Source organism: Companilactobacillus sp. FL22-3 (assembly GCF_054881455.1).
The window spans coordinates 1-18,872 of record NZ_JBTYYZ010000013.1 but is presented as its reverse complement, the minus strand read 5'-3'; the positions used below and the strand labels follow the sequence as shown (position 1 = coordinate 18,872).

General features: G+C 38.1%; 15 protein-coding genes, 5 tRNA genes and 1 riboswitch. Of the genes, 4 read left to right on the top strand and 16 right to left on the bottom strand.

The genetic code is table 11. From position 1 onward, the window contains the following. Nucleotides 1–80: 80 nt before the first annotated feature. Nucleotides 81–755, top strand: a complete 675-nt coding sequence (locus ACYT32_RS11185) for a hypothetical protein (RefSeq protein WP_395266322.1) — start codon at nucleotides 81–83, stop codon at nucleotides 753–755. Between the two features lie 95 nt (nucleotides 756–850). Here the strand turns inward: ACYT32_RS11185 and ACYT32_RS11180 are convergent. Together ACYT32_RS11180 and ACYT32_RS11175 are read right to left on the bottom strand one after the other, a co-directional pair. Further along, a tRNA-Val gene (locus ACYT32_RS11180) sits at nucleotides 851–923 on the bottom strand. Between the two features lie 4 nt (nucleotides 924–927). Continuing rightward, nucleotides 928–999: transfer RNA gene (locus ACYT32_RS11175), tRNA-Glu, on the bottom strand. 130 nt (nucleotides 1,000–1,129) lie between these two features. Here ACYT32_RS11175 and ACYT32_RS11170 point away from each other — a divergent pair. Beyond that, nucleotides 1,130–1,747 (top strand): DNA-3-methyladenine glycosylase, encoded by a 618-nt coding sequence (locus ACYT32_RS11170; RefSeq protein ID WP_395266323.1) that lies wholly within the window; start codon nucleotides 1,130–1,132, stop codon nucleotides 1,745–1,747. Here ACYT32_RS11170 and ACYT32_RS11165 read toward each other — a convergent pair. From ACYT32_RS11165 to lysA, 11 genes are all read right to left on the bottom strand, one after another. Continuing rightward, a complete protein-coding gene (locus ACYT32_RS11165; RefSeq protein WP_395266324.1) occupies nucleotides 1,742–3,541 on the bottom strand; it encodes a heavy metal translocating P-type ATPase in 1,800 nt (599 codons plus the stop codon). The two genes, ACYT32_RS11170 and ACYT32_RS11165, sit on opposite strands and share 6 nt — an antisense overlap. Before the next feature lie 291 nt (nucleotides 3,542–3,832). Beyond that, nucleotides 3,833–4,414 (bottom strand): anaerobic ribonucleoside-triphosphate reductase activating protein, encoded by a 582-nt coding sequence (nrdG, locus tag ACYT32_RS11160; RefSeq protein WP_395266325.1) that lies wholly within the window; start codon nucleotides 4,412–4,414, stop codon nucleotides 3,833–3,835. Then, nucleotides 4,344–6,554 (bottom strand): anaerobic ribonucleoside-triphosphate reductase, encoded by a 2,211-nt coding sequence (nrdD, locus tag ACYT32_RS11155; RefSeq protein ID WP_395266326.1) that lies wholly within the window; start codon nucleotides 6,552–6,554, stop codon nucleotides 4,344–4,346. The genes nrdG and nrdD overlap by 71 nt, the downstream gene beginning before the upstream one ends. 280 nt (nucleotides 6,555–6,834) lie before the next feature. Continuing rightward, a complete protein-coding gene (locus ACYT32_RS11150) occupies nucleotides 6,835–8,145 on the bottom strand; it encodes a hypothetical protein (RefSeq protein WP_395266327.1) in 1,311 nt (436 codons plus the stop codon). 92 nt (nucleotides 8,146–8,237) lie between these two features. Beyond that, on the bottom strand, nucleotides 8,238–9,296 hold the full coding sequence (locus ACYT32_RS11145) for an aspartate-semialdehyde dehydrogenase (RefSeq protein WP_395266328.1): 1,059 nt from the start codon (nucleotides 9,294–9,296) through the stop codon (nucleotides 8,238–8,240). Nucleotides 9,297–9,476: 180 nt separating this feature from the next. Further along, nucleotides 9,477–10,676, bottom strand: a complete 1,200-nt coding sequence (locus tag ACYT32_RS11140; RefSeq protein ID WP_395266329.1) for an aminotransferase class I/II-fold pyridoxal phosphate-dependent enzyme — start codon at nucleotides 10,674–10,676, stop codon at nucleotides 9,477–9,479. 89 nt (nucleotides 10,677–10,765) lie between these two features. After that, complete coding sequence (gene dapB, locus ACYT32_RS11135) at nucleotides 10,766–11,539, bottom strand: 4-hydroxy-tetrahydrodipicolinate reductase (protein WP_395266330.1); 774 nt, start codon at nucleotides 11,537–11,539, stop codon at nucleotides 10,766–10,768. A gap of 11 nt (nucleotides 11,540–11,550) precedes the next feature. Next, nucleotides 11,551–12,420, bottom strand: a complete 870-nt coding sequence (gene dapA, locus ACYT32_RS11130) for a 4-hydroxy-tetrahydrodipicolinate synthase (protein ID WP_395266331.1) — start codon at nucleotides 12,418–12,420, stop codon at nucleotides 11,551–11,553. Further along, nucleotides 12,420–13,577 carry an N-acetyldiaminopimelate deacetylase gene (locus tag ACYT32_RS11125; RefSeq protein WP_395266332.1) on the bottom strand — a complete coding sequence of 386 codons (1,158 nt, stop codon included), beginning with the start codon at nucleotides 13,575–13,577 and terminating at the stop codon, nucleotides 12,420–12,422. Before ACYT32_RS11125 ends, dapA begins: the two co-directional genes overlap by 1 nt. A 2-nt stretch (nucleotides 13,578–13,579) precedes the next feature. Continuing rightward, entirely contained in the window at nucleotides 13,580–14,284 is a 705-nt protein-coding gene (gene dapD, locus ACYT32_RS11120; RefSeq protein WP_395266333.1) for a 2,3,4,5-tetrahydropyridine-2,6-dicarboxylate N-acetyltransferase, read from the bottom strand. 13 nt (nucleotides 14,285–14,297) lie between these two features. Next, a complete protein-coding gene (gene lysA, locus ACYT32_RS11115) occupies nucleotides 14,298–15,581 on the bottom strand; it encodes a diaminopimelate decarboxylase (RefSeq protein ID WP_395266334.1) in 1,284 nt (427 codons plus the stop codon). 75 nt (nucleotides 15,582–15,656) lie between these two features. Then, nucleotides 15,657–15,839, bottom strand: a riboswitch (Lysine riboswitch). Between the two features lie 146 nt (nucleotides 15,840–15,985). Between lysA and ACYT32_RS11110 the strand changes: the two genes are divergently transcribed. Both ACYT32_RS11110 and dapF read left to right on the top strand, forming a co-directional pair. Beyond that, nucleotides 15,986–17,344 carry an aspartate kinase gene (locus ACYT32_RS11110; protein ID WP_395266335.1) on the top strand — a complete coding sequence of 453 codons (1,359 nt, stop codon included), beginning with the start codon at nucleotides 15,986–15,988 and terminating at the stop codon, nucleotides 17,342–17,344. A gap of 13 nt (nucleotides 17,345–17,357) precedes the next feature. Next, the gene (gene dapF / locus ACYT32_RS11105) at nucleotides 17,358–18,326 is read left to right on the top strand and encodes a diaminopimelate epimerase (RefSeq protein ID WP_395266336.1); all 969 of its coding nucleotides are present in this window, start codon (nucleotides 17,358–17,360) and stop codon (nucleotides 18,324–18,326) included. Nucleotides 18,327–18,370: 44 nt separating this feature from the next. Here dapF and ACYT32_RS11100 read toward each other — a convergent pair. The 3 genes from ACYT32_RS11100 to ACYT32_RS11090 all read right to left on the bottom strand — a co-directional run bounded on the left by ACYT32_RS11100 (nucleotide 18,371) and on the right by ACYT32_RS11090 (nucleotide 18,864). Continuing rightward, nucleotides 18,371–18,444: transfer RNA gene (locus tag ACYT32_RS11100), tRNA-Arg, on the bottom strand. A gap of 243 nt (nucleotides 18,445–18,687) precedes the next feature. Then, nucleotides 18,688–18,778, bottom strand: a tRNA-Ser gene (locus tag ACYT32_RS11095). 13 nt (nucleotides 18,779–18,791) lie between these two features. After that, a tRNA-Asn gene (locus ACYT32_RS11090) sits at nucleotides 18,792–18,864 on the bottom strand. Between the last annotated feature and the right edge of the window lie 8 nt (nucleotides 18,865–18,872).

Below are 18,872 nucleotides of genomic sequence, written 5' to 3'. Positions count from 1 at the left end.
AATGTATTTTCATGAAAAAAATCGGTTTGACGTTAATCTTTTTCTACATTAATATATTTTTATGAGTCAAAGGAGTGCCTATGGATAAGTTAAAATCAAAAAAGATATTACTATCTTTCATTGAGTTCATCAGTTATCATATTTTCCCATTCATCTTTATTTTTATACATGACCTACACAATTATTCAATTAATGGTTATCTAATTATCATGGTAGCTATGGTGGCAATATACAAAGAGTATCTCTTAAATTTAAATCCCAACCGATATTTTCATATTCTTTATAGCGTACTCTACCTATTATTAGCGATCTTAGCCTTACATTCGTTGAATCCGCTCGTGATAATTCTGGTTTTTACGCAATTAGTTTTCTTATACCTAGTACGCTACTTACCTGAAAATTATCAAAATTTAGTTTCATTAGTTAAAGATTTTATTGTTCCTAGTTTCATCTCAACCGCCTTGGCTTTCAACTACATGCATTTTATTTCGGTCAACTTCATCATTCCCTTGCTGCTAGTCAATCTGGCAACGGTCCTGATCAATTACTTTAACGGAACTAAATTGGATTATGGCGAATTATTGGCCATCTCAGTTTTGTGTTTTCTCTTATTCTTGCTAAATTATATCAATCTATGGACGACGCTAATTATTATCTTGTTCGTTGTCAGCATGTGTCTGTTGAAAAAATATCAACATTTTACACAAACAAATCTCTTCTACCGTGTCATTGGCAATCTAATTTTGATAATATAATAATAAACGTTATTGGAATTTTCAATAGCGTTTTTTAATTGCAAAAAAAAATGATATCAAGAATTGATCTTGATATCATCAAAGTGTTTTTGGAATGGAGGATACAGGGATCGAACCTGTGACCTCCTGCTTGTAAGGCAGATGCTCTCCCAGCTGAGCTAATCCTCCAAAATGACTCCTACGGGATTTGAACCCATGTTACCGCCGTGAAAGGGCGGTGTCTTAACCACTTGACCAAGGAGTCATATAACTAATTTGTTGTTGCGCTCTCTCAAGCACAAGAAATATAATACAATAATAATAAAGGTGTAGCAAGCTTTTTTTTCAATTTTTTTGAATCTTTTCAAAAAATAGGAGGATAATAGACTTTTAATGTGCAAAATTACTTTGAATCAGCTGAAACAATGGACTTAGCTCAAGATATGTTAGGTCATACCTTTACGTATCGCTCAGCCCAAGGAACTTTTTCGGGATTAATTGTAGAAACGGAAGCTTATTTGGGACCAATCGATATGGCGGCTCACAGTTACAATGGTCGTCATACTGATGCTAACGACCCACTCTATCAAGCCGGAGGAACTATTTATATTTATTCGATTCACAGCTGGCTTGACATGGATATCAGTATTCAAAAAGCTGGTACTCCTAACGGAATCTTGATTCGGGCTTTGGAACCACTTGAGGGCCTTGAACAAATGGAATTGAACCGCAATCGTACTGGTTTTGAAACAACCAATGGACCTGCAAAATGGATGGCCGCTTTTGGAATCAAAGATAAGTCGCTGTCTGGAACTATGTTGAATGAAAATAACTTTATTTTTTCCGACAAAAAAGTCCAGACTCCCCAAAATATTTTAGCCACACCTCGAATCGGCGTGAAAAATAAGGAACCCTGGACTTCTAAAAATATGCGTTTTATTGTTGAAGGCAATCCTTATGTTTCCAAATTGCCAAAACGTGATATGAATCTTGAAACTCATGGTTGGTTATAGACGATCGCTACGAGCTCTCAATGCATAAAGAATTGCGACGGTATCGACTACTTCTTGAGACAGAGCACCAAAAATCGTTGGAATAAAGCCAAAGGCAGCGATCACCATCAAGGCAGTACAGATAAAAATACCAATTAAAACGGCTTCACGGGCAATTTTCATCGTGTCGTGAGAAATTTTTACTGCTGTGCTGACCTTACTCAAATCATCTTGTAAAATAACGGCATCCGCTGATTCACTAGCAGCATTGGCCCCTTTATATCCCATCGCAATCCCAACATCGGCTAAAGCCAGTGCTGGTGCATCATTGACCCCATCACCAACCATAATAGTTGGATGATATGCTTGATCCAAATTGCTGATAATTTTAACTTTATCTGCGGGCAAACTTGAAGGATATGCTTTTGTAATTCCGACTTCTGAAGCGACCATTTCGGTGGCTTCTTTTTTGTCCCCGGAAATCATCAAGATATTTTTAATACCAAAATTCTTTAACTTCTCAATTGTGGACTTCGCTTCAGGACGAATTTGATCTAACAAGCTATAAACCCCAGCATATTGGCCATCGATTGAGACATAGACACCAGAACCCTTAACTTCTTCCACTGTTTCATCGGTCACGAATTCACCTTGGCCGACTTTAACAACATGGCCTTCAATGGTTCCTATGATACCAGCTGCTGTAACCTCTTTTAAATCTTGAGCATTATGCAATGGAAGTTGTTGATTCTTAGCGTAATCGACGATAGCTTCTGCCATAACATGACTGGAATTTTGTTCAATTGAAGCTGCGTAACTGGCAACAGTATCTTTACCAAAATTGTTAGCAGTCTTAAATTCATCGACGACTAATTTTCCACGCGTAATGGTCCCCGTCTTATCAAAAGCCACTGTTTTGGCAGAGTTCAACTTTTCCAAAGCCGTTCCTGACTTGACAATGATTCCGTTGCGGCTAGTGCGACTCATCCCCGAAACAAAGGCAATTGGAGCCGCCAAAATCAAAGGACAAGGTGAAGCAACAACTAAGACTTGCGCAATTCTAACTGGATCTTTGGAAAAATACCAAGCCAAGCCGGCAATCAAGTATGCCACCAAAGTAAAAGGCACCGCATAGCGATCAGCTAAACGAACGAATCTGGCGGGATGAGTTTCCGATTCCTTAACCAACTTCACAATTGCTTGGTATTCAGAGTCAGCGGCAACTTTTTCCGCTTGAATTTTAAAGGGATTTTCACCGTTGATCGATCCCGACATGACCGCTGAACCTTCTTGGATGTTAACCGGTACAGATTCCCCTGTCAGTGAAGATTCATCAACTTCTGAAGCACCCTCAATTACCGTACCGTCAACGGGAACTTGTTCTTTGGGACGAATCAATAATTCATCACCAATTTTTACTTCATCAATATCAATATCTTTGATATTGCCATTTTCAAGCAAGTGAGCATTGGAAGGTGTATTATCCAGCAATGATTTCAGCTCGCTTTTGGCCTTGTTGGCAGCATATTCTTCCAGAGTATCACCACCGGTCAACATCAAGAGGACAATCCAACCAGCCCAGTATTGACCCAAGGCAATCGTCGCCACAATCGCAGTGATTGCTAACAGATCGACCCCAAAGTTACCAGACTTCAAGACCTTGATCATGTCAACAAACATTATCAAAGCTAACAACGAACCCAAAATACTGATGATCAACTGGGCATAGCCTGCCATGTGGAGACCAAATTCCAAAATAGCGGCAATTACCCCAATCGTCAAAGTACCGTACAATTTAATTTTGTCAGAGTTCATAAATATACACCCCTCTCAAATATAATTATATCTTTACCATGATTATACCTGCTTTAAATAAAAAATGATAGTCTTATTTGGAATGATTCTCATTTAATTATCATTTCAAATAAAGGCCTAATTCGGACTACAAAAGTAGATTTTTAACTTATTGCTGCAATTAGCTTAATTGGAAAGAAACTCATTTAAGTGTAATTGTATTAAAATGCCAAATTTAAGGCAAAGAAAAAGGTAGATATTTTTAGACTGAAATATCTACCATCAAACCTTAAAATTTAACTGTTGAAATCCTTATCTAACTAGCTTGTCCCAAATAACTACTTGCTGTTGTCTTAAAGATTTTTGGACATCGACTATTCTTTGATTAGATGAACCTCTGAATTGCAAAGTTAAATCCTTCTTTCTCAATAAAAAGCGTCCATCAACTAAAATGTCTAACAACGACAATAATTCTAATTTATCGTCAGACTCTTTCATCAACTCATCCCAAGAATATCCTGTCCACGACCAAATATCCTTCCTGTGCCCAAATTCCTTCCGGATTCGCTTGCATAACGATAGACAGACTTCAGTATTTAGAAATGGTTCCCCACCTAATAAAGTCAATCCTTGAACATAGCTTTGGCTCAAGTCCTGGATGATCCTATCTTCAAGTTCTTGTGTATAAGGCTTCCCATATCGAAAATCCTGTGCCGCAACGTTATAACACCCGGGACATCTAAATAAACAGCCTGAAACATAGAGACTGCAACGAATCCCCTCTCCGTCGACAAAGTTGAACGGTTTATAATCAGCAATTCTTTTAAGACTGTGGTCCGCGCTCAACCATTCTTGCGGAGTCGGATTGTTTGGCTCTCTCATATTTTGCCGCATGTTTTATCATCTCCGTATCCATATTCTTCTTCCGTGAAGCAATTTCCATATGTCGTCCGTGAATCATTGGCCGCTGCTGGGGATTGCCCAGATAACCACAAGTACGCTTTACGACATCACAGAATTGTGGATCATGATTCCCACATTGGGGACAGACGAAACCTCGAGCCGTTGCATTGAATTCACCATTAAAGCCGCATTTGAAACACTTATCAATGGCCGTATTTGTTCCCAAATATCCGACATGATCATAAGCCCAATCCCAGACTGCTTCCAAAGCTTTGGGATTTTGTCGCAAATTGGGATATTCACAGTAATGAATAAAACCACCTGAAGCGTACTTGGGAAATACTTCTTCAAAACTCAATTTTTCAAACGGTGTGGGATGCTTTCTCACATCAAAGTGAAAACTATTGGTGTAATATTCTTTTTCCGTGATGTTGGGAATCGAACCAAATTTTTTCAAATCATCACGGCAAAAAGTATCGGTCAAAGATTCGGCTGGAGTTGAGTACAGACTGTAGTGATAACCAGATTCTTCAGCCCACTGATCGCATTTTTCCCGCAAAGCTTTAGTAATTTGTTCAGCAAAATCGTGAGCCAAAGGATCATTTTCCCACTTATCGCCATAAAAGGCCGTACAAACTTCATACAAACCAATATAGCCTAACGACACAGTGGCACGTTGATTTTTAAATAATTCATCGACACTTTGGTCCTTTTTTAAACGTTTGCCAAAAGCTCCATACATATAGAGCAACGGTGCATTCTCCGGTTTGGCCTGTTTCGTCCTTTCAATTCGGTATTGCAAGGCCATATGACAAATGCGCATCTTTTCCTCAAAAATTTGCCAGAATAATTTCTGGTCGCCATTAGCTTCCAAAGCGATTCTAGGCAAGTTTACCGTTACAACGCCTAAATTCATTCGACCCGAATTGACCTCTTTGCCAGATTCATCTTGCCAACCTTGTAAGAAAGACCGACAGCCCATCGGAGTTTTAAAGCTACCTGTCAATTCCTTGATCTTGTCGTACATTAATAGGTCAGGATACATTCGTTTAGTCGAACATTCTAAAGCCAATTCTTTGATATCGTAATTAGGATCTCCAGGTTCCATATTCAGTCCCCGTTTGAGTGTAAAGGTTAGCTTGGGGAAAATTGCTGTCCGATGTTCCTGACCCAAACCTTTGATTCTAATTTTTAAAATTGATTTTTGAATCTCTCGTTCGATCCAATTAGTACCTAGGCCAAAATTGATTGTCGTAAACGGAGTTTGTCCTTGTGAGGAATAAAGCGTATTGATCTCATATTCCAGTGCCTGCATGGCATCATAAATATCTTTTTGAGTCTTTTCACAGGCAAAAGCAGTTTGCTTATCGGCCGCAATCCATTTTTGAGCATCTTGTAGATGCTTTTGATAATTGAGTTTTGCATAGGGCGCTAATAACTGGTCAATTCGATTGGCGGAACAACCACCGTATTGCAAAGAAGCTACATTAGCAATAATCTGCGACATTTGAGCTGTTGCCGTTTGAATTGAACGCGGGCTTGAGACCCAAGCATTACCAATCTTGAAACCATGACTTAACATCTCATCAAAGTCGATCAGACAACAATTAGTTTCTGGTGTCACTGGCGAATAATCGAGGTCGTGCCAATGAATATCGCCACGTAAATGCGCCTTTGCAACAATTTCAGGCAACATTTTTAACCCCATAGCTCTGCTGGCAACACCGGCTTCTAAATCACGCTGAGTATTAAAAATATTACTATCTTTATTAGCATTCTCGTGAACCATATCTTCATTACGATCAAAAAGTTTTTCAATATTGCCTTGTACATCAGTCGCTTGCTCAAAAAGAAGTTGATCCTGTTGTGAATAATTCTCATATGCTTGTGCCTGATCATTTGCTCCAGCAGCGACCAAACTCTCCAAAATAAACCTGTGAATTTGTGAAGTTGTAATCATATCAAATTCACCAAGCTGTGAGACCAAACTCTCAATCAAGGCCTTTTTTTGTTGACTTGTTAATCCTAATTTATTTAGAACAAATTCAATTTTATATGGATAAAAATCAGTTTGTACTCCACACTTTTTTTCAACTCGGAGCCCAATTAAATTATCCAGCTTTGAAGTCATATTTTTTCCTCCCCATCTGAAAAAAATCAAATCATCGTCATTGATCAAGTTCATTCTACAAAATATAAAACAAAAAAATAAGGCTACCAATACATCATGAAGTGTTATATATAACACACAAGCACAATATATAGTAGTCTTATTTATATTTTCATAAATTCATATCGCCGACTGATTCACAAAACAGCGTTATAGTGAACCAAACCATTTGCCTCCACAACAGATGTTCATGTTCAAAAAAAGTTTAGTAAATTCGAATCATAACGTTGTAATGGTCTTATTACTCTTTATCTCGGGCAAAATAAAATGTCGCCGCAGCATAAATAAATACAATTGTTGTAATAAAAATGTGGACTCCGTATAAAACTCCATCCGTAGGTCCTTTAGTAACGCTGGCATTAAAGAAGCCTAAAGCATTGATTTTTGTAAAATAACTGATGAAATAAATCGTTGTCATATAAACTAATTGTTGAGAAACATTCCCCACGCAAGAAAGTTGATACTTGATCAAAAAGGCTCGTTCAGAATCTAAGTCAGGATGATTATATAAAGCATCGTTTAAGATCCGATTATCAGTTCCGACAAAGATTGCACATAATAATAAACCAATGAAATAAGTATAGTTAAATAATGCTAAGACAAGTCCCAATAACAATAGAGGATATCGCCAGCTAGTACGATTTTTCAATAGAAATGGACCAGCTTCAAATCCTAACAAATAAATCGTATAAATTAGCATCAGTGTATTGAAGCCAAATCTGATCGTACTATCAAAAATCGAATATAACATCACGTAATTCATGATGACACCACGATTGACGGCCACTAAACTCAAAGGAAAAATCTTTTTGTGAATGTCGATTTGATAATATGCTAAGAATAAAAAGAGCATAATGGCAACGACACTAATGAGTAGATCAAACGTTTGAGATACTGCCTTGAGCCGTGTATATCGAATAATGAAGATCAACATGACTAAGCTGGCTAGCACGATCAAACTAAAGAACGAATTAATCCGAAACTTTTGTTTAGTTTGAATTCCTTGATAAAAAGTTAATCGATGAGTGATATTCATTCCACCAACTAAAGCTGCCAAAAATAGAAAAGCTAGTAGAATAAAAGACAGATTTAAGAAGTTCGTCTTCGTAGCAATCAACTGAACCACTACAAGGAGAACTAAAGTTATTAACACCGATAAAGTATGCATTCGATTAAATTTAAATTCTTTATCCATCTGTCCCCGAGACCGAACCGTCAAGTAATATGGCCAGATCCAACTGGAAGCAAGCCCCAAGAGGACCCCTCCAATTACGCCAAAGAACGGATTAGCTGCTCCGAGAATAAAAATTGAACCGACCACCCCGAACAAACTTGAAAAGGACAACATGGTTGAGGCTGGTAAAGTAATAAAAGTCGTCAACAACATTCCCAAAGCTCGAAAAGTATAGAGCATTAAAAATGGTAATGCATAGTTGAAAATACTCTTATTTTGATTATATAAAGTTAAACAGAAAAAATACGGTATTGCGACGCCACCATTGGCCAAGAGGTCCAAGGCACCTTCGTTAAAGAAACTCATTATTCGCTTCATTTTTTTCACCTGAATTTAAATGTCTTTAAACATTTTAACAGATATAGCAAAAAAAATATGGAACACAGTCTAATTAATGTGTCCCATATTTTTTATTTGTTACGAACTAAATCATCTGCGACTAATCTTTCCGCAATTTGAACTGTATTCCAAGCAGCTCCTTTTAACAAATTATCAGAAACAACCCACATATTGAATGCACCTTGATTTTCTAAATCGGGACGAATACGCCCGACGAAAGTGTCACGACTGCCAACCGCATTGATTGGCTGTGGATAAACTTGTTGTGTTGGATCATCTTGTAAAACGGCTCCTGGAGCATCACTGATCAATTGTCTAATTTGTTCAACAGTTGCTGACTTATCTGCTACTTCAATATAAATTGATTCGCCATGGCCAATCGGTACCGGCACTCTAACGCAAGTAGCGGTGACTTTTATCTCTGGCGAATTCATATCACCAAGCATGATCTTCTTGGTCTCATGAATCATTTTCCACTCTTCATGAGAATATAAATTATCTTCTAAGACATCAATTTGTGGCAAGAGATTAAAGGCTAAAGGATAGTGCTTTTTATCACCCTTAGTAGGGAAGATTTCGGCACTCATCTGCTTGTGATCTAGATAGTCTTGAGCTTGATCATATAATTCCTGCAAAGCACTTTGACCTGCACCACTAGCGGCTTGATAAGTTGAAACGATAATCTGTTTGAGTCCAAAAGCTTTTCTGATCGGTTCCAAAGCAACCATCATTTGAATCGTGGAACAATTGGGATTAGCGATAATTCCATGATGTTGATATAAAGCAGCTTCATTGACTTCAGGAACAACTAACGGTACATCTTCTTCCATTCGAAAAGCACTCGTATTGTCGACACAGACGGCACCACGTTTGACCGCTTCTGGTAACAATTTCTTAGAAACCGCTCCCCCGGCAGAGGCCAAAACTAGATCAACACCTGCAAACGACTCTGGTTTTGCTTCTTCAACGGTAATTGTTTGATCTTTGAATTGAAGCTTTTTACCAGCTGAACGAGAAGATGCCAACAATTTAATTTTGGAAACTGGAATTGTCGACTGTTCTAATTGTTGAATCAATCGTGTCCCGACTGCACCGGTGGCACCTAAAATTGCTACTGTATATCCACTCATAAAAATTCATCCCTTAGTAATAATTTGTGAACTACTCGTCTTTAAAATTACGAGTTTTTAGGAACATTTCTAACTTGCTAAGCAACTAAAGTTGAAACTCTTTTACTAAGGTCTGTTCCCAGCCTTTGTTCTCAACGTCAAACTATAAAAATTATTAATAGCTAATTAAACAAGCACTAATTATTCAACCGTCTCTAATAAACTCTCTGTAAAGACGCGTAAACGTTTCATTGCTTCTTGAATATCTTTCATCGAAGCAGCGTAAGAAATTCTAAAGTGACCCTCGCCACCTTCACCAAAAGCCACACCAGGAGTTACTCCAACTAAGCCCTCTTCAGCTAATTTATTGGCAAATTCAACTGAAGTTAAATGATACTTTTCAGGAATTTTTGAGAAAGTGTAAAATGCTCCTTCAGGCATTGGTGTTTCATAACCCAGATCATTGAGTTGTTCTACTAGATAATCTCGACGTTGTTGATAAATATCACGCATTTCGATTGGGTCATCGATTCCATTTGCCAAAGCTTCCTCAGCTGCGAATTGAGCTGGGTTAGAAGGCGCTGTGACTGTAAAGGCATGCATTTTATTAGCTTGTTCAACAAAATCTTTAGGAGCTGCAATATAGCCGATTCGATAACCTGTCATAGCGTGAGACTTAGACAAACCATTGATCAAAACTGTTTTACCAGGCATTAATTTAGCTAATGACAAGTGTTTATGCCCATATGTTAATTCGGCATAGATCTCATCTGAAATTACGAACATATTCTTATCTTTTACCACATCAACGATTTCTTGCAGATCTGATTCTGAATAAACAAATCCAGTTGGGTTACCAGGGAAATTCAACATCAATGCTTTAACAGAATCTGGACCTTGAGCTTGGATAACTTGTTCCAAATGCTCACCAGTCAGACGGAAACCATCAGCCGTCGTATCAACTTGAACTGGAATTCCGCCTAGGATCTTCACGATGGGAATGTATAAAGCAAAAGTTGGTGTAGGAATAATAACTTTGTCACCAGGATTAATAATGGCAGCTAATGAGTCAAAAATAGCTTCTGTAGCACCAATCGTAACAATAACTTCCGATTCTGGATCATATTGCAGATCAAATTGTTTGTTCAAATAATCTGAAATAGCTTTTCTTAAGCTTAAGAATCCCTTTTGATCAGAGTAATGAGATTCATTTTCAGTGATACTTTCAATTGCAGCCGCTTTAATGTGTTCGGGAACGTTAAAATTAGGTTCACCCAACGTTAATTTGATTAATCCAGGGATTTTGGCAAATTTTTCGGCAAATTCTCTAATTTTTGATCGTCCCATAGGGGCGATTGTTTCATTAACAACATTCTTAACTGATGCATCTAATTCTGGCATTCTTCAACACTCCTTAAATTTTATGTAATCTAATCATATAACAAAATAGCATTTAATATTAGATATTTTTTAATCTTTTTAGTGAAAATCTAAATAACATTTTCAAGACCAATTACTAAATGATCTTGTTCAACAACTTCGGAAATTGCCAGTTTGACTCCAGTCATGAAGCTTACACGATCAGTGGTACTTTGCGAAATGGTTAAGGTCTCACCAGTTCCACCAAAAATTACTTCTTCATCGGCAACAAAACCGGGTAATCTTAAGGCATGGATCTTCGTACCATGATAATCACCGCCACGAGTTCCTAATGGATCAGTCGAAGCAGAATCCACTTGATTGTGTCCTCTGGCTTGATAAATCAAACGAGCTGTATTGAGGGCTGTTCCCGAAGGAGCATCGATTTTATCCTCATGGTGCTTTTCTACTATTTCCGCCTGACTAAAGTATTTAGCGGCCACCGCTGCAAATTTCATCATCAACACGGCCGATAGTCCAAAATTAGAAGCGATGATCCCACCGAGTTGTTTTGTCTTAGCTAGTTTTTGGAGTTCTTTAACTTGGCTTTCACTCAAACCACTTGTTCCTACGACTGGTCTAATTCCGTGTTCAATCGCAAATTTAGTATTTTCAAAAACAGCACTAGGAATGGAAAAATCAATCCAAATATCGGCAGTTTCAGTAATATCTTCAAGTTTGTTAAATAATTTTACGTCTGGTGAAAGTCCATAACTTTGTGGATTCAGATCTTTCAAATTTGGATTATAGCCTGCTACTAAAGTTAAATCGGTAGCTTGTTCAACCATTTGAACTGTTTTTTGACCCATCGAACCGTTAAATCCAGAAATGATTACTTTTCGCATAAATTACTCCTCTAAATGTCCAAAATTTTAAATAGTTGTTCTTGTTCATCCTTATCGAGTGATAAGATTGGCAAACGACAACCGCCAACCTTAAAGCCTAAGCGGTTCAAGGCAGCTTTGACTGGTGAAGGCGAAGGATACATGAACAAAGCATTCATCTTAGGTGTCAATTGACGTTGAATTTGACCAGCTATGCGATAGTTGCCATCTTCAAGCGATTGATACATTTCTGTCATTTCATTTCCAAAGATATGTGAAGCTACCGATATAACGCCGTTCGCTCCGATAACCTTAGCAAATAAGGCCTGACCATCTTCACCGCTATACACATCAAATGATTGGTCAACATGTTCAACAATGTATTCCAAATCTTCCAACGTATTGCATTGTTTAATACCGGCAATGTTTTTATTCTTTGACAGTTGTACGACGGTTTCTTTCTCCATCAATACTCCCGTACGACCTGGAATGTTATAAATCATGATTGGTAATGGTGAATGTTTAGCTACGGTTTCAAAATGAGCCACCATCCCCTTTTGATTAGGCTTATTGTAATAAGGCACTACTACCAGGGCCATCTCAATACCATCAATTTCAGCCAACTTCTTTATAAAATCAATCGTACCTTCAGTACTGTTACTTCCAGCACCAGCAATAATAGGTGCCCGTCCTGCAACTATTTCGACGAATCTTTGATAAAGCTGTAATTTTTCTGCTTCTGACAGAGTTGGCGTTTCTCCAGTAGTTCCACCAACGACAAACCCTTTAGTACCTGTGGAAAGTAAATGTTCCGTCAGTTTTTTTAAAGCTTGATAATCAATTTTTCCTTCCTCATCAAATGGGGTGATGATTGCCGTCATTAAATCGATCTCGTCATTCATTACGCTTCCTCCAAATTCATTCGATATTTCAAAAATTCAACAATTGCTGCGACACCTTTTTCAATCGCTGCTTCTTTCGGTAAAAAATCAGCTGAATGTAATGCAGCTGGGCTGTCAACCCCGAGCCAAAACATCGTACCTGGAATCTTATGTATCAAATAGCCAAAATCCTCACCAGTCATTTTAGGACTTGTTTCTTCAAAAGTTATATCAGCCGCTTGTTTCATAAAGTCAATCAAACGCTTAGTCGTTGTCGGATCATTTTCCACCGGATAATATCCGCCTTGGTTGTATGCCACTGAGATTGAACAATCAAAGGACTGCTCTAAACCAGCGGCCACTTCTTTGAGCCGTTTGCGGACAAATAGAATCATTTCTTGAGTTAATCCTCTAATCGTACCGTACAGCTTAGCTTCACCAGCAATCACATTTCTGATCACACCAGCTTGCATTTGCCCAAAGGTGATCACGGCACATTTGGTTGGATCAACATTTCTGGAAACAATCGTTTGCACTTGGTTGATAAAATTGGCTGCAATCACAATACTGTCAGTAGCCAATTGAGGATAAGCGGCATGACCGCTCTTACCGTGAATAGTCACATCTACTTCAGTTGTCCCTGCAAACAATGTTCCCTTACGACAACCAATGACACCAGCCTTTAAATCCGGATTATCATGTAAGCCATAGAACTCATCAACGTGAAATTTGCCACTAAAAGCACCTAAATCATAGGCAATTTTGCCACCACTTTGACTTTCTTCTGCTGGTTGAAAAAAGAAAATTAAATTATCAATTGGTTGATGTTGACTGAAATAATTCAAGATTCCTAAGGCCACAGTCATATGAATATCATGACCACAAGCATGCATCACGCCGTTATTAGTCGAACGATAATCGAATTCGTTGGTTTCAGTTACCGGTAAAGCATCCATGTCACAACGATACCCAATGTTTCTAACTGGTTTAGAACCATCAACTCTAACTAAAATGGCCGTTGGCAATTGTGAAAAAGTTTTTACGTGTAAAAAGTTTTGATCCATCGCTTGAATAACTTGTAAAAGATAGGCCTGTGTTTTAACTTCTTGCATCGCTAGCTCCGGAATCGAATGCAAGTGTCGTCTGATTTGAATCAATTGTCCTGTCGTTAGAGCCATAATTACAACTTCCTTAAAGTACTTTCGATTTTAGTCTTGTCAGTTGTCTTTTGATCTTTAACTTTGAGGATTTTGGCGGGAACACCAGCAACAACACTCCCTGCAGCTACATCTTTGGTCACTACCGCACCAGCACCTACAACGGCATTATCGCCAACTTCAACACCTTCGAGAACGACTGCATTAGCTCCGATAACGACATTATTACCGACTTTAACTGGTTTAGCGGAAGCAGGTTCAACCACGCCAGCTAACACTGCATTAGCACCAATGTGAGAATTTTCTCCAACAATAGCACGACCACCGAGAACTGCTCCCATATCGATCATCGTCTTAGCACCGATTTCGGCTTCAATATTAATAACTGCACCCATCATTATAACGGCGTTATCACCAATAGTCACTTGATCACGAATGATTGCACCCGGTTCAATCCGAGCGTTGACATTCTTAATATCTAGCATGGGTACGCCAGTATTTTGACCGATTGTTTCCACATATGGATCATTAAAATGATGTGCTCTTAAGATTGGTTCAATTACTTGATAGTCACCAATCAAAATGGCAAAATCTTTATTTCGAAAAACCTTTATTTCTGGGGGAAAAGTTATCGAAGTAACATCCTCTTGCAAATAAACTTTTACCGGAGTAGTTTTCTTAGAATTTCCTATATAATCAATAATTTCTCGTGCATTCATCTTTGCCATCTTAAATCCTCCATTAATAATCCAAATCAAGTCTAGTTAAATCTTGCAAACTTTCACGTTTGACGACTAACTTATCCTCGCCATTTTCGACGAAAACTACTGCTGGTCTGGGGTTGCGATTGTAATTCATTGCCATAGAATAACCGTAAGCTCCAGTAGCTAATACAGCGATGATATCACCCGGCTGTGTTTGCGGAACTGGTAATTGATCGATCAAAATATCACCTGACTCACAGTACTTACCAGCAAGATGAACCGTTTCCTTAATGGGCTGATTCAATTTATTTGCGACCACAGCTTCATATTTAGCTTGATATAAAGCGGGACGAATATTATCTCCCATCCCTCCGTCGACTGATAAATACGAGATTAAGTTGGGAATATCTTTTCGCGAACCGACTGTATACAACGTATATCCTGCAGGACCAACGATCGATCTTCCTGGTTCGATCCAAATTTCAGGCACTTGCTGACAATCCTTCTTCAATTCCGCAGCAATTTGTTGAATAAAGACTTTCGGAGCAATTGGGTCATCGTCATCGTTATAACGAATACCAAAACCACCGCCTAGATTAATTACTTTTGGCCAATAATCAAATTCTGCTTGGAAGCTCTTAGCAATCTCTACCATCTTTTTTGCCAATAAGACGAAACCTTGCGTTCCAAAAATCTGTGACCCGATATGTGCGTGAATTCCCAGCATTTCCATATTAGGATCTTTTAAAACTAACTCTAAGGCTCGTTTAGCCTGCCCAGATTCGACATCAAAGCCAAACTTACTGTCAACTTGTCCGGTTTGATCGTACTTATGGGTATGTGCTGAAATTCCTGGAGTCAGTCGCAACATAACTTTGATTTTGGTATGGTCTGTTTTTAAAATACGTGAAAGTAATTCAATCTCTAAAAAATTGTCTAAAATAATTACTCCAACTTGATTTTGTACCGCCATAACTAATTCTTCAAAAGTTTTATTATTTCCATGAAAACTGATCTTATCCGCTGGAAATCCGGCTTCTAAGGCCGTTTGTAGTTCGCCGCCTGAAACGACATCAACGTGCACATTCTCCTGTGCCATCACTTGATAGATAGCTTTGACTGCAAATGCTTTGCTAGCATAACTGATTTGATACTTTAATTGATTGGCGACAAAAGCTTCTTTATATTTGTTGATCTCGGCACGAACCTTTTCAATATCAAAAATATACAGTGGCGTACCGTATTTTTTGGCCAATTCAACGCTATCGACCCCACCAATCATCAAATGTCCTTCATAGCTATCTAAACTGTTTATTTTCATAGAAAATGCTCCTTTTGATAAAAAAAGATCCCTTTGCTTTACAACAAAGAGATCCACAAATTAATTTGCATCCGACTTGTCATAAGCTCACCGTGACCGACTTTTTAGCCACGACAGTTCGTATTCTCTTGTTAATACGCCCCAGCTTGTTGAACTCTGTAAAGTCCAACGCTTCGGCAATCTCCCCTTTCAATAAGTTCACAGCTCTTACAGAAGCTCCCTTATTTACTGATGTCGATTGCGACCTCTTTTATTGATTATTAGATTATAACAACCCTCATAATCAGTCAAGTAATATTAGTAATTTTCTCATTTTTATATTTTTTCAGTCTTTTTCCCTTGTCATAACTAAAGTTAATGATAAACTCATCATTAAAAACTATTTAATTTTAGGGGTGTATTACATGAAAATCGTTAAGTTTGGGGGAAGTTCCCTCGCTACTGGTGAACAATTTGCAAAGGTCGTAAAGATTATTAAAGATGATCCGGAAAGAAAAGTGATCGTTACATCGGCCCCTGGTAAACGTTCGCTTAACGATATCAAGGTGACAGATTTATTGATCGAATATGCTAATTCTGTCATTTTGAATGAAGACTCTACCAATATTCTCAAACAGATTATCTCAAGATATCATCAAATTTGTGATTATTTTAAACTGGATAACTCAGTTATTTCTAAATTACGAAAGATACTGATTGATTTAGCTACGATTGATTTTGAAAACAATGATTACTTGCTGGCAGCCTTTAAGGCTCATGGTGAATATCTCAATGCCATCGTTTTAAATGCCGTCCTCAATAATCAACAAATTCCATCAATAATGATTGACCCTAAGACAGCAGGAATCATTGTTCATGGACAAGCTAACGATGCTGATATCTCACCGCAAACTTATGCTAATCTTGCTAGCCTGCAACTACCAACTGACAAACGCGTCGTGGTACCTGGATTCTTTGGCTACAACACTAACGGTCAAATTTGTACTTTTGCCCGTGGTGGATCTGATATCACAGGAGCATTACTCAGTCGGGGATTTCAAGCTGATTTATATGAAAACTTTACCGATGTTGACGCAATTTATGCAGCTAATAATCACGTTGTAAAACATCCTCAGGCTATCAAAAAAATGTCCTATCGAGAAATGAGAGAATTGTCTTATGCAGGTTTCTCTGTTTTTCAAGATGAGGCCATTATCCCCGCTGTTGAAGGCCAAGTACCAGTCAATGTCAAAAATACCAATAATCCATCAGCCGATGGAACTTTAATCGTTCCTGAACAGTTTTTGTTCGACCCAGCTAATCAAATTACAGGTATTGCATGTTCCAAACGCTTTTCAGCTCTCTATATCCATCGATACTTGTTAAACAAAGAAGTCGGTTTTACTTTGAAGTTATTGCAAATATTTTATAAATACAATATCTCTTATGAACATATGCCTTCCGGAATCGATGATTTGACCGTTATTTTTGACCGCACAAAGTTGAATAAGACAACGATTGACCATCTTTGCCACGATGTCCGAGAAATATTAAAGCCTGATTATTTGGAATGGATCGATGACTATGCCATTATTATGGTAGTTGGCGAAGGCATCGCCCACAATGTTAACACGATTGGTGAAATCATTGATTCGTTAACCGAAAACAACATTGCTGTTCATATGATCAATCAGGGCGCCTCAAGAATCTCAATCATGATTGGCATTCAAGAGAATGACGCTGATAAGGCCGTTTTGAAAATATATCAAACATTTTTTAATTAATGAGGTGAATAGATTGGTAAAACTTCTCAAAGTACATGGTTCAGAAAATACATTCTTTATCCTTGATCAAACTCTGTTAGAGACTCCCCTGACGCCAACACAATTAAGTAAACTAGCCATCAATATCTGTGAGAATGTCTTCGGTGGAGCTGATGGACTCTTAGTGGTCGATGCTAGTGAAAATTATCTTGGAAAAATGACCGTCATTAACGCTGATGGTAGCTTAGCCAAGATGTGTGGAAATGGTTTAAGAACCGTCAGTCGCTACCTATCTGAAAAATTTCAGTTAGACAGTTTCCAGGTTGAGACTAACGATGCACCATTAGAAGTCGAAAAATCTGAAGACTTTTATCCTGGTGTACCTGCTTTCAGCGTTGAAATTGGTCCAATATCTTTCAATAATCTTGATTTACCATTTTCATATCACAATGAAGCTGAAATGGTCGATCAGATGATACCTGAATTCCTACCGGATCAAAGTTTTACTGCTGTAGCTGTGCCTAATCCACACCTTATCAGCTTCGTTCCCGAGGTAAGTAAATTAGAGCTTGGCGACCTTGGTCAAGAACTCAATTCCCAAAACCCGTATTTCCCTGAAGGCGTTAACGTTAGCTTTGGGCAAATACTAGCAACGAATAAATTATTTGTTGAAACTTATGAACGTGGCGTCGGCTTTACTAACGCTTGCGGAACCGGTATGTCAGCAGCAAGTTTGGTTTTTGCCATGCTACATAAAGATCAATTTGACCCTAACAAAGAGATTAAAGTCTACAATCCCGGTGGTATGGTCAAGACAAAAGTCACCCTCAGCAATAATAAAGAGCACAGTAAATTACGATTGATCGGCAATGCCACCTTTACTGAAGAAATCAATGTTGATGAGGACAGTCTAAGACAAAATGACTTAACCAACTTACAAATCATTGCAACTGGTGAAGAAAGAGATTATCAAAAGTTTATTAAAAATATTTCTCAAAAGTAAAAAAAGAGACCTATGAGTTAAACTCATAAGTCTCTTTTAATTAGTGCGCCTAGTAGGAGTCGAACCTACAACCTTCTGATTCGTAGTCAGACACTCTATCCAATTGCGCTATAGGCGCATATCTCTATCACAACAGAATTTATTATATCATATGGTTACATTATTTGACTAGTCAATTTCTCATTTTTTTATGTTAATTATATAACGAAATTTGTTGACTCTATGAATAGCTTTTTCGTAGCTTACATTTTATCAATGATTAATACGATTTGACTAAGAGCCGATTTTACTAAAAAAACCGCCCTATCGTTAGATAGGACGGCCTTTGTTGGTATATTAACCATATTGAGTTTAACCTTAACGGAGAGTAGGGGGTTCGAACCCCTGATACAGGTCAATACCCGTATACATGATTTCCAATCATGCTCCTTCAACCACTCGGACAACTCTCCAAGATAAAAAAAACTCCGGTTGTCAGACTCGAACTGACGACAACCTGATTAACAGTCAGGTGCTCTACCAACTGAGCTAAACCGGAATAATAAC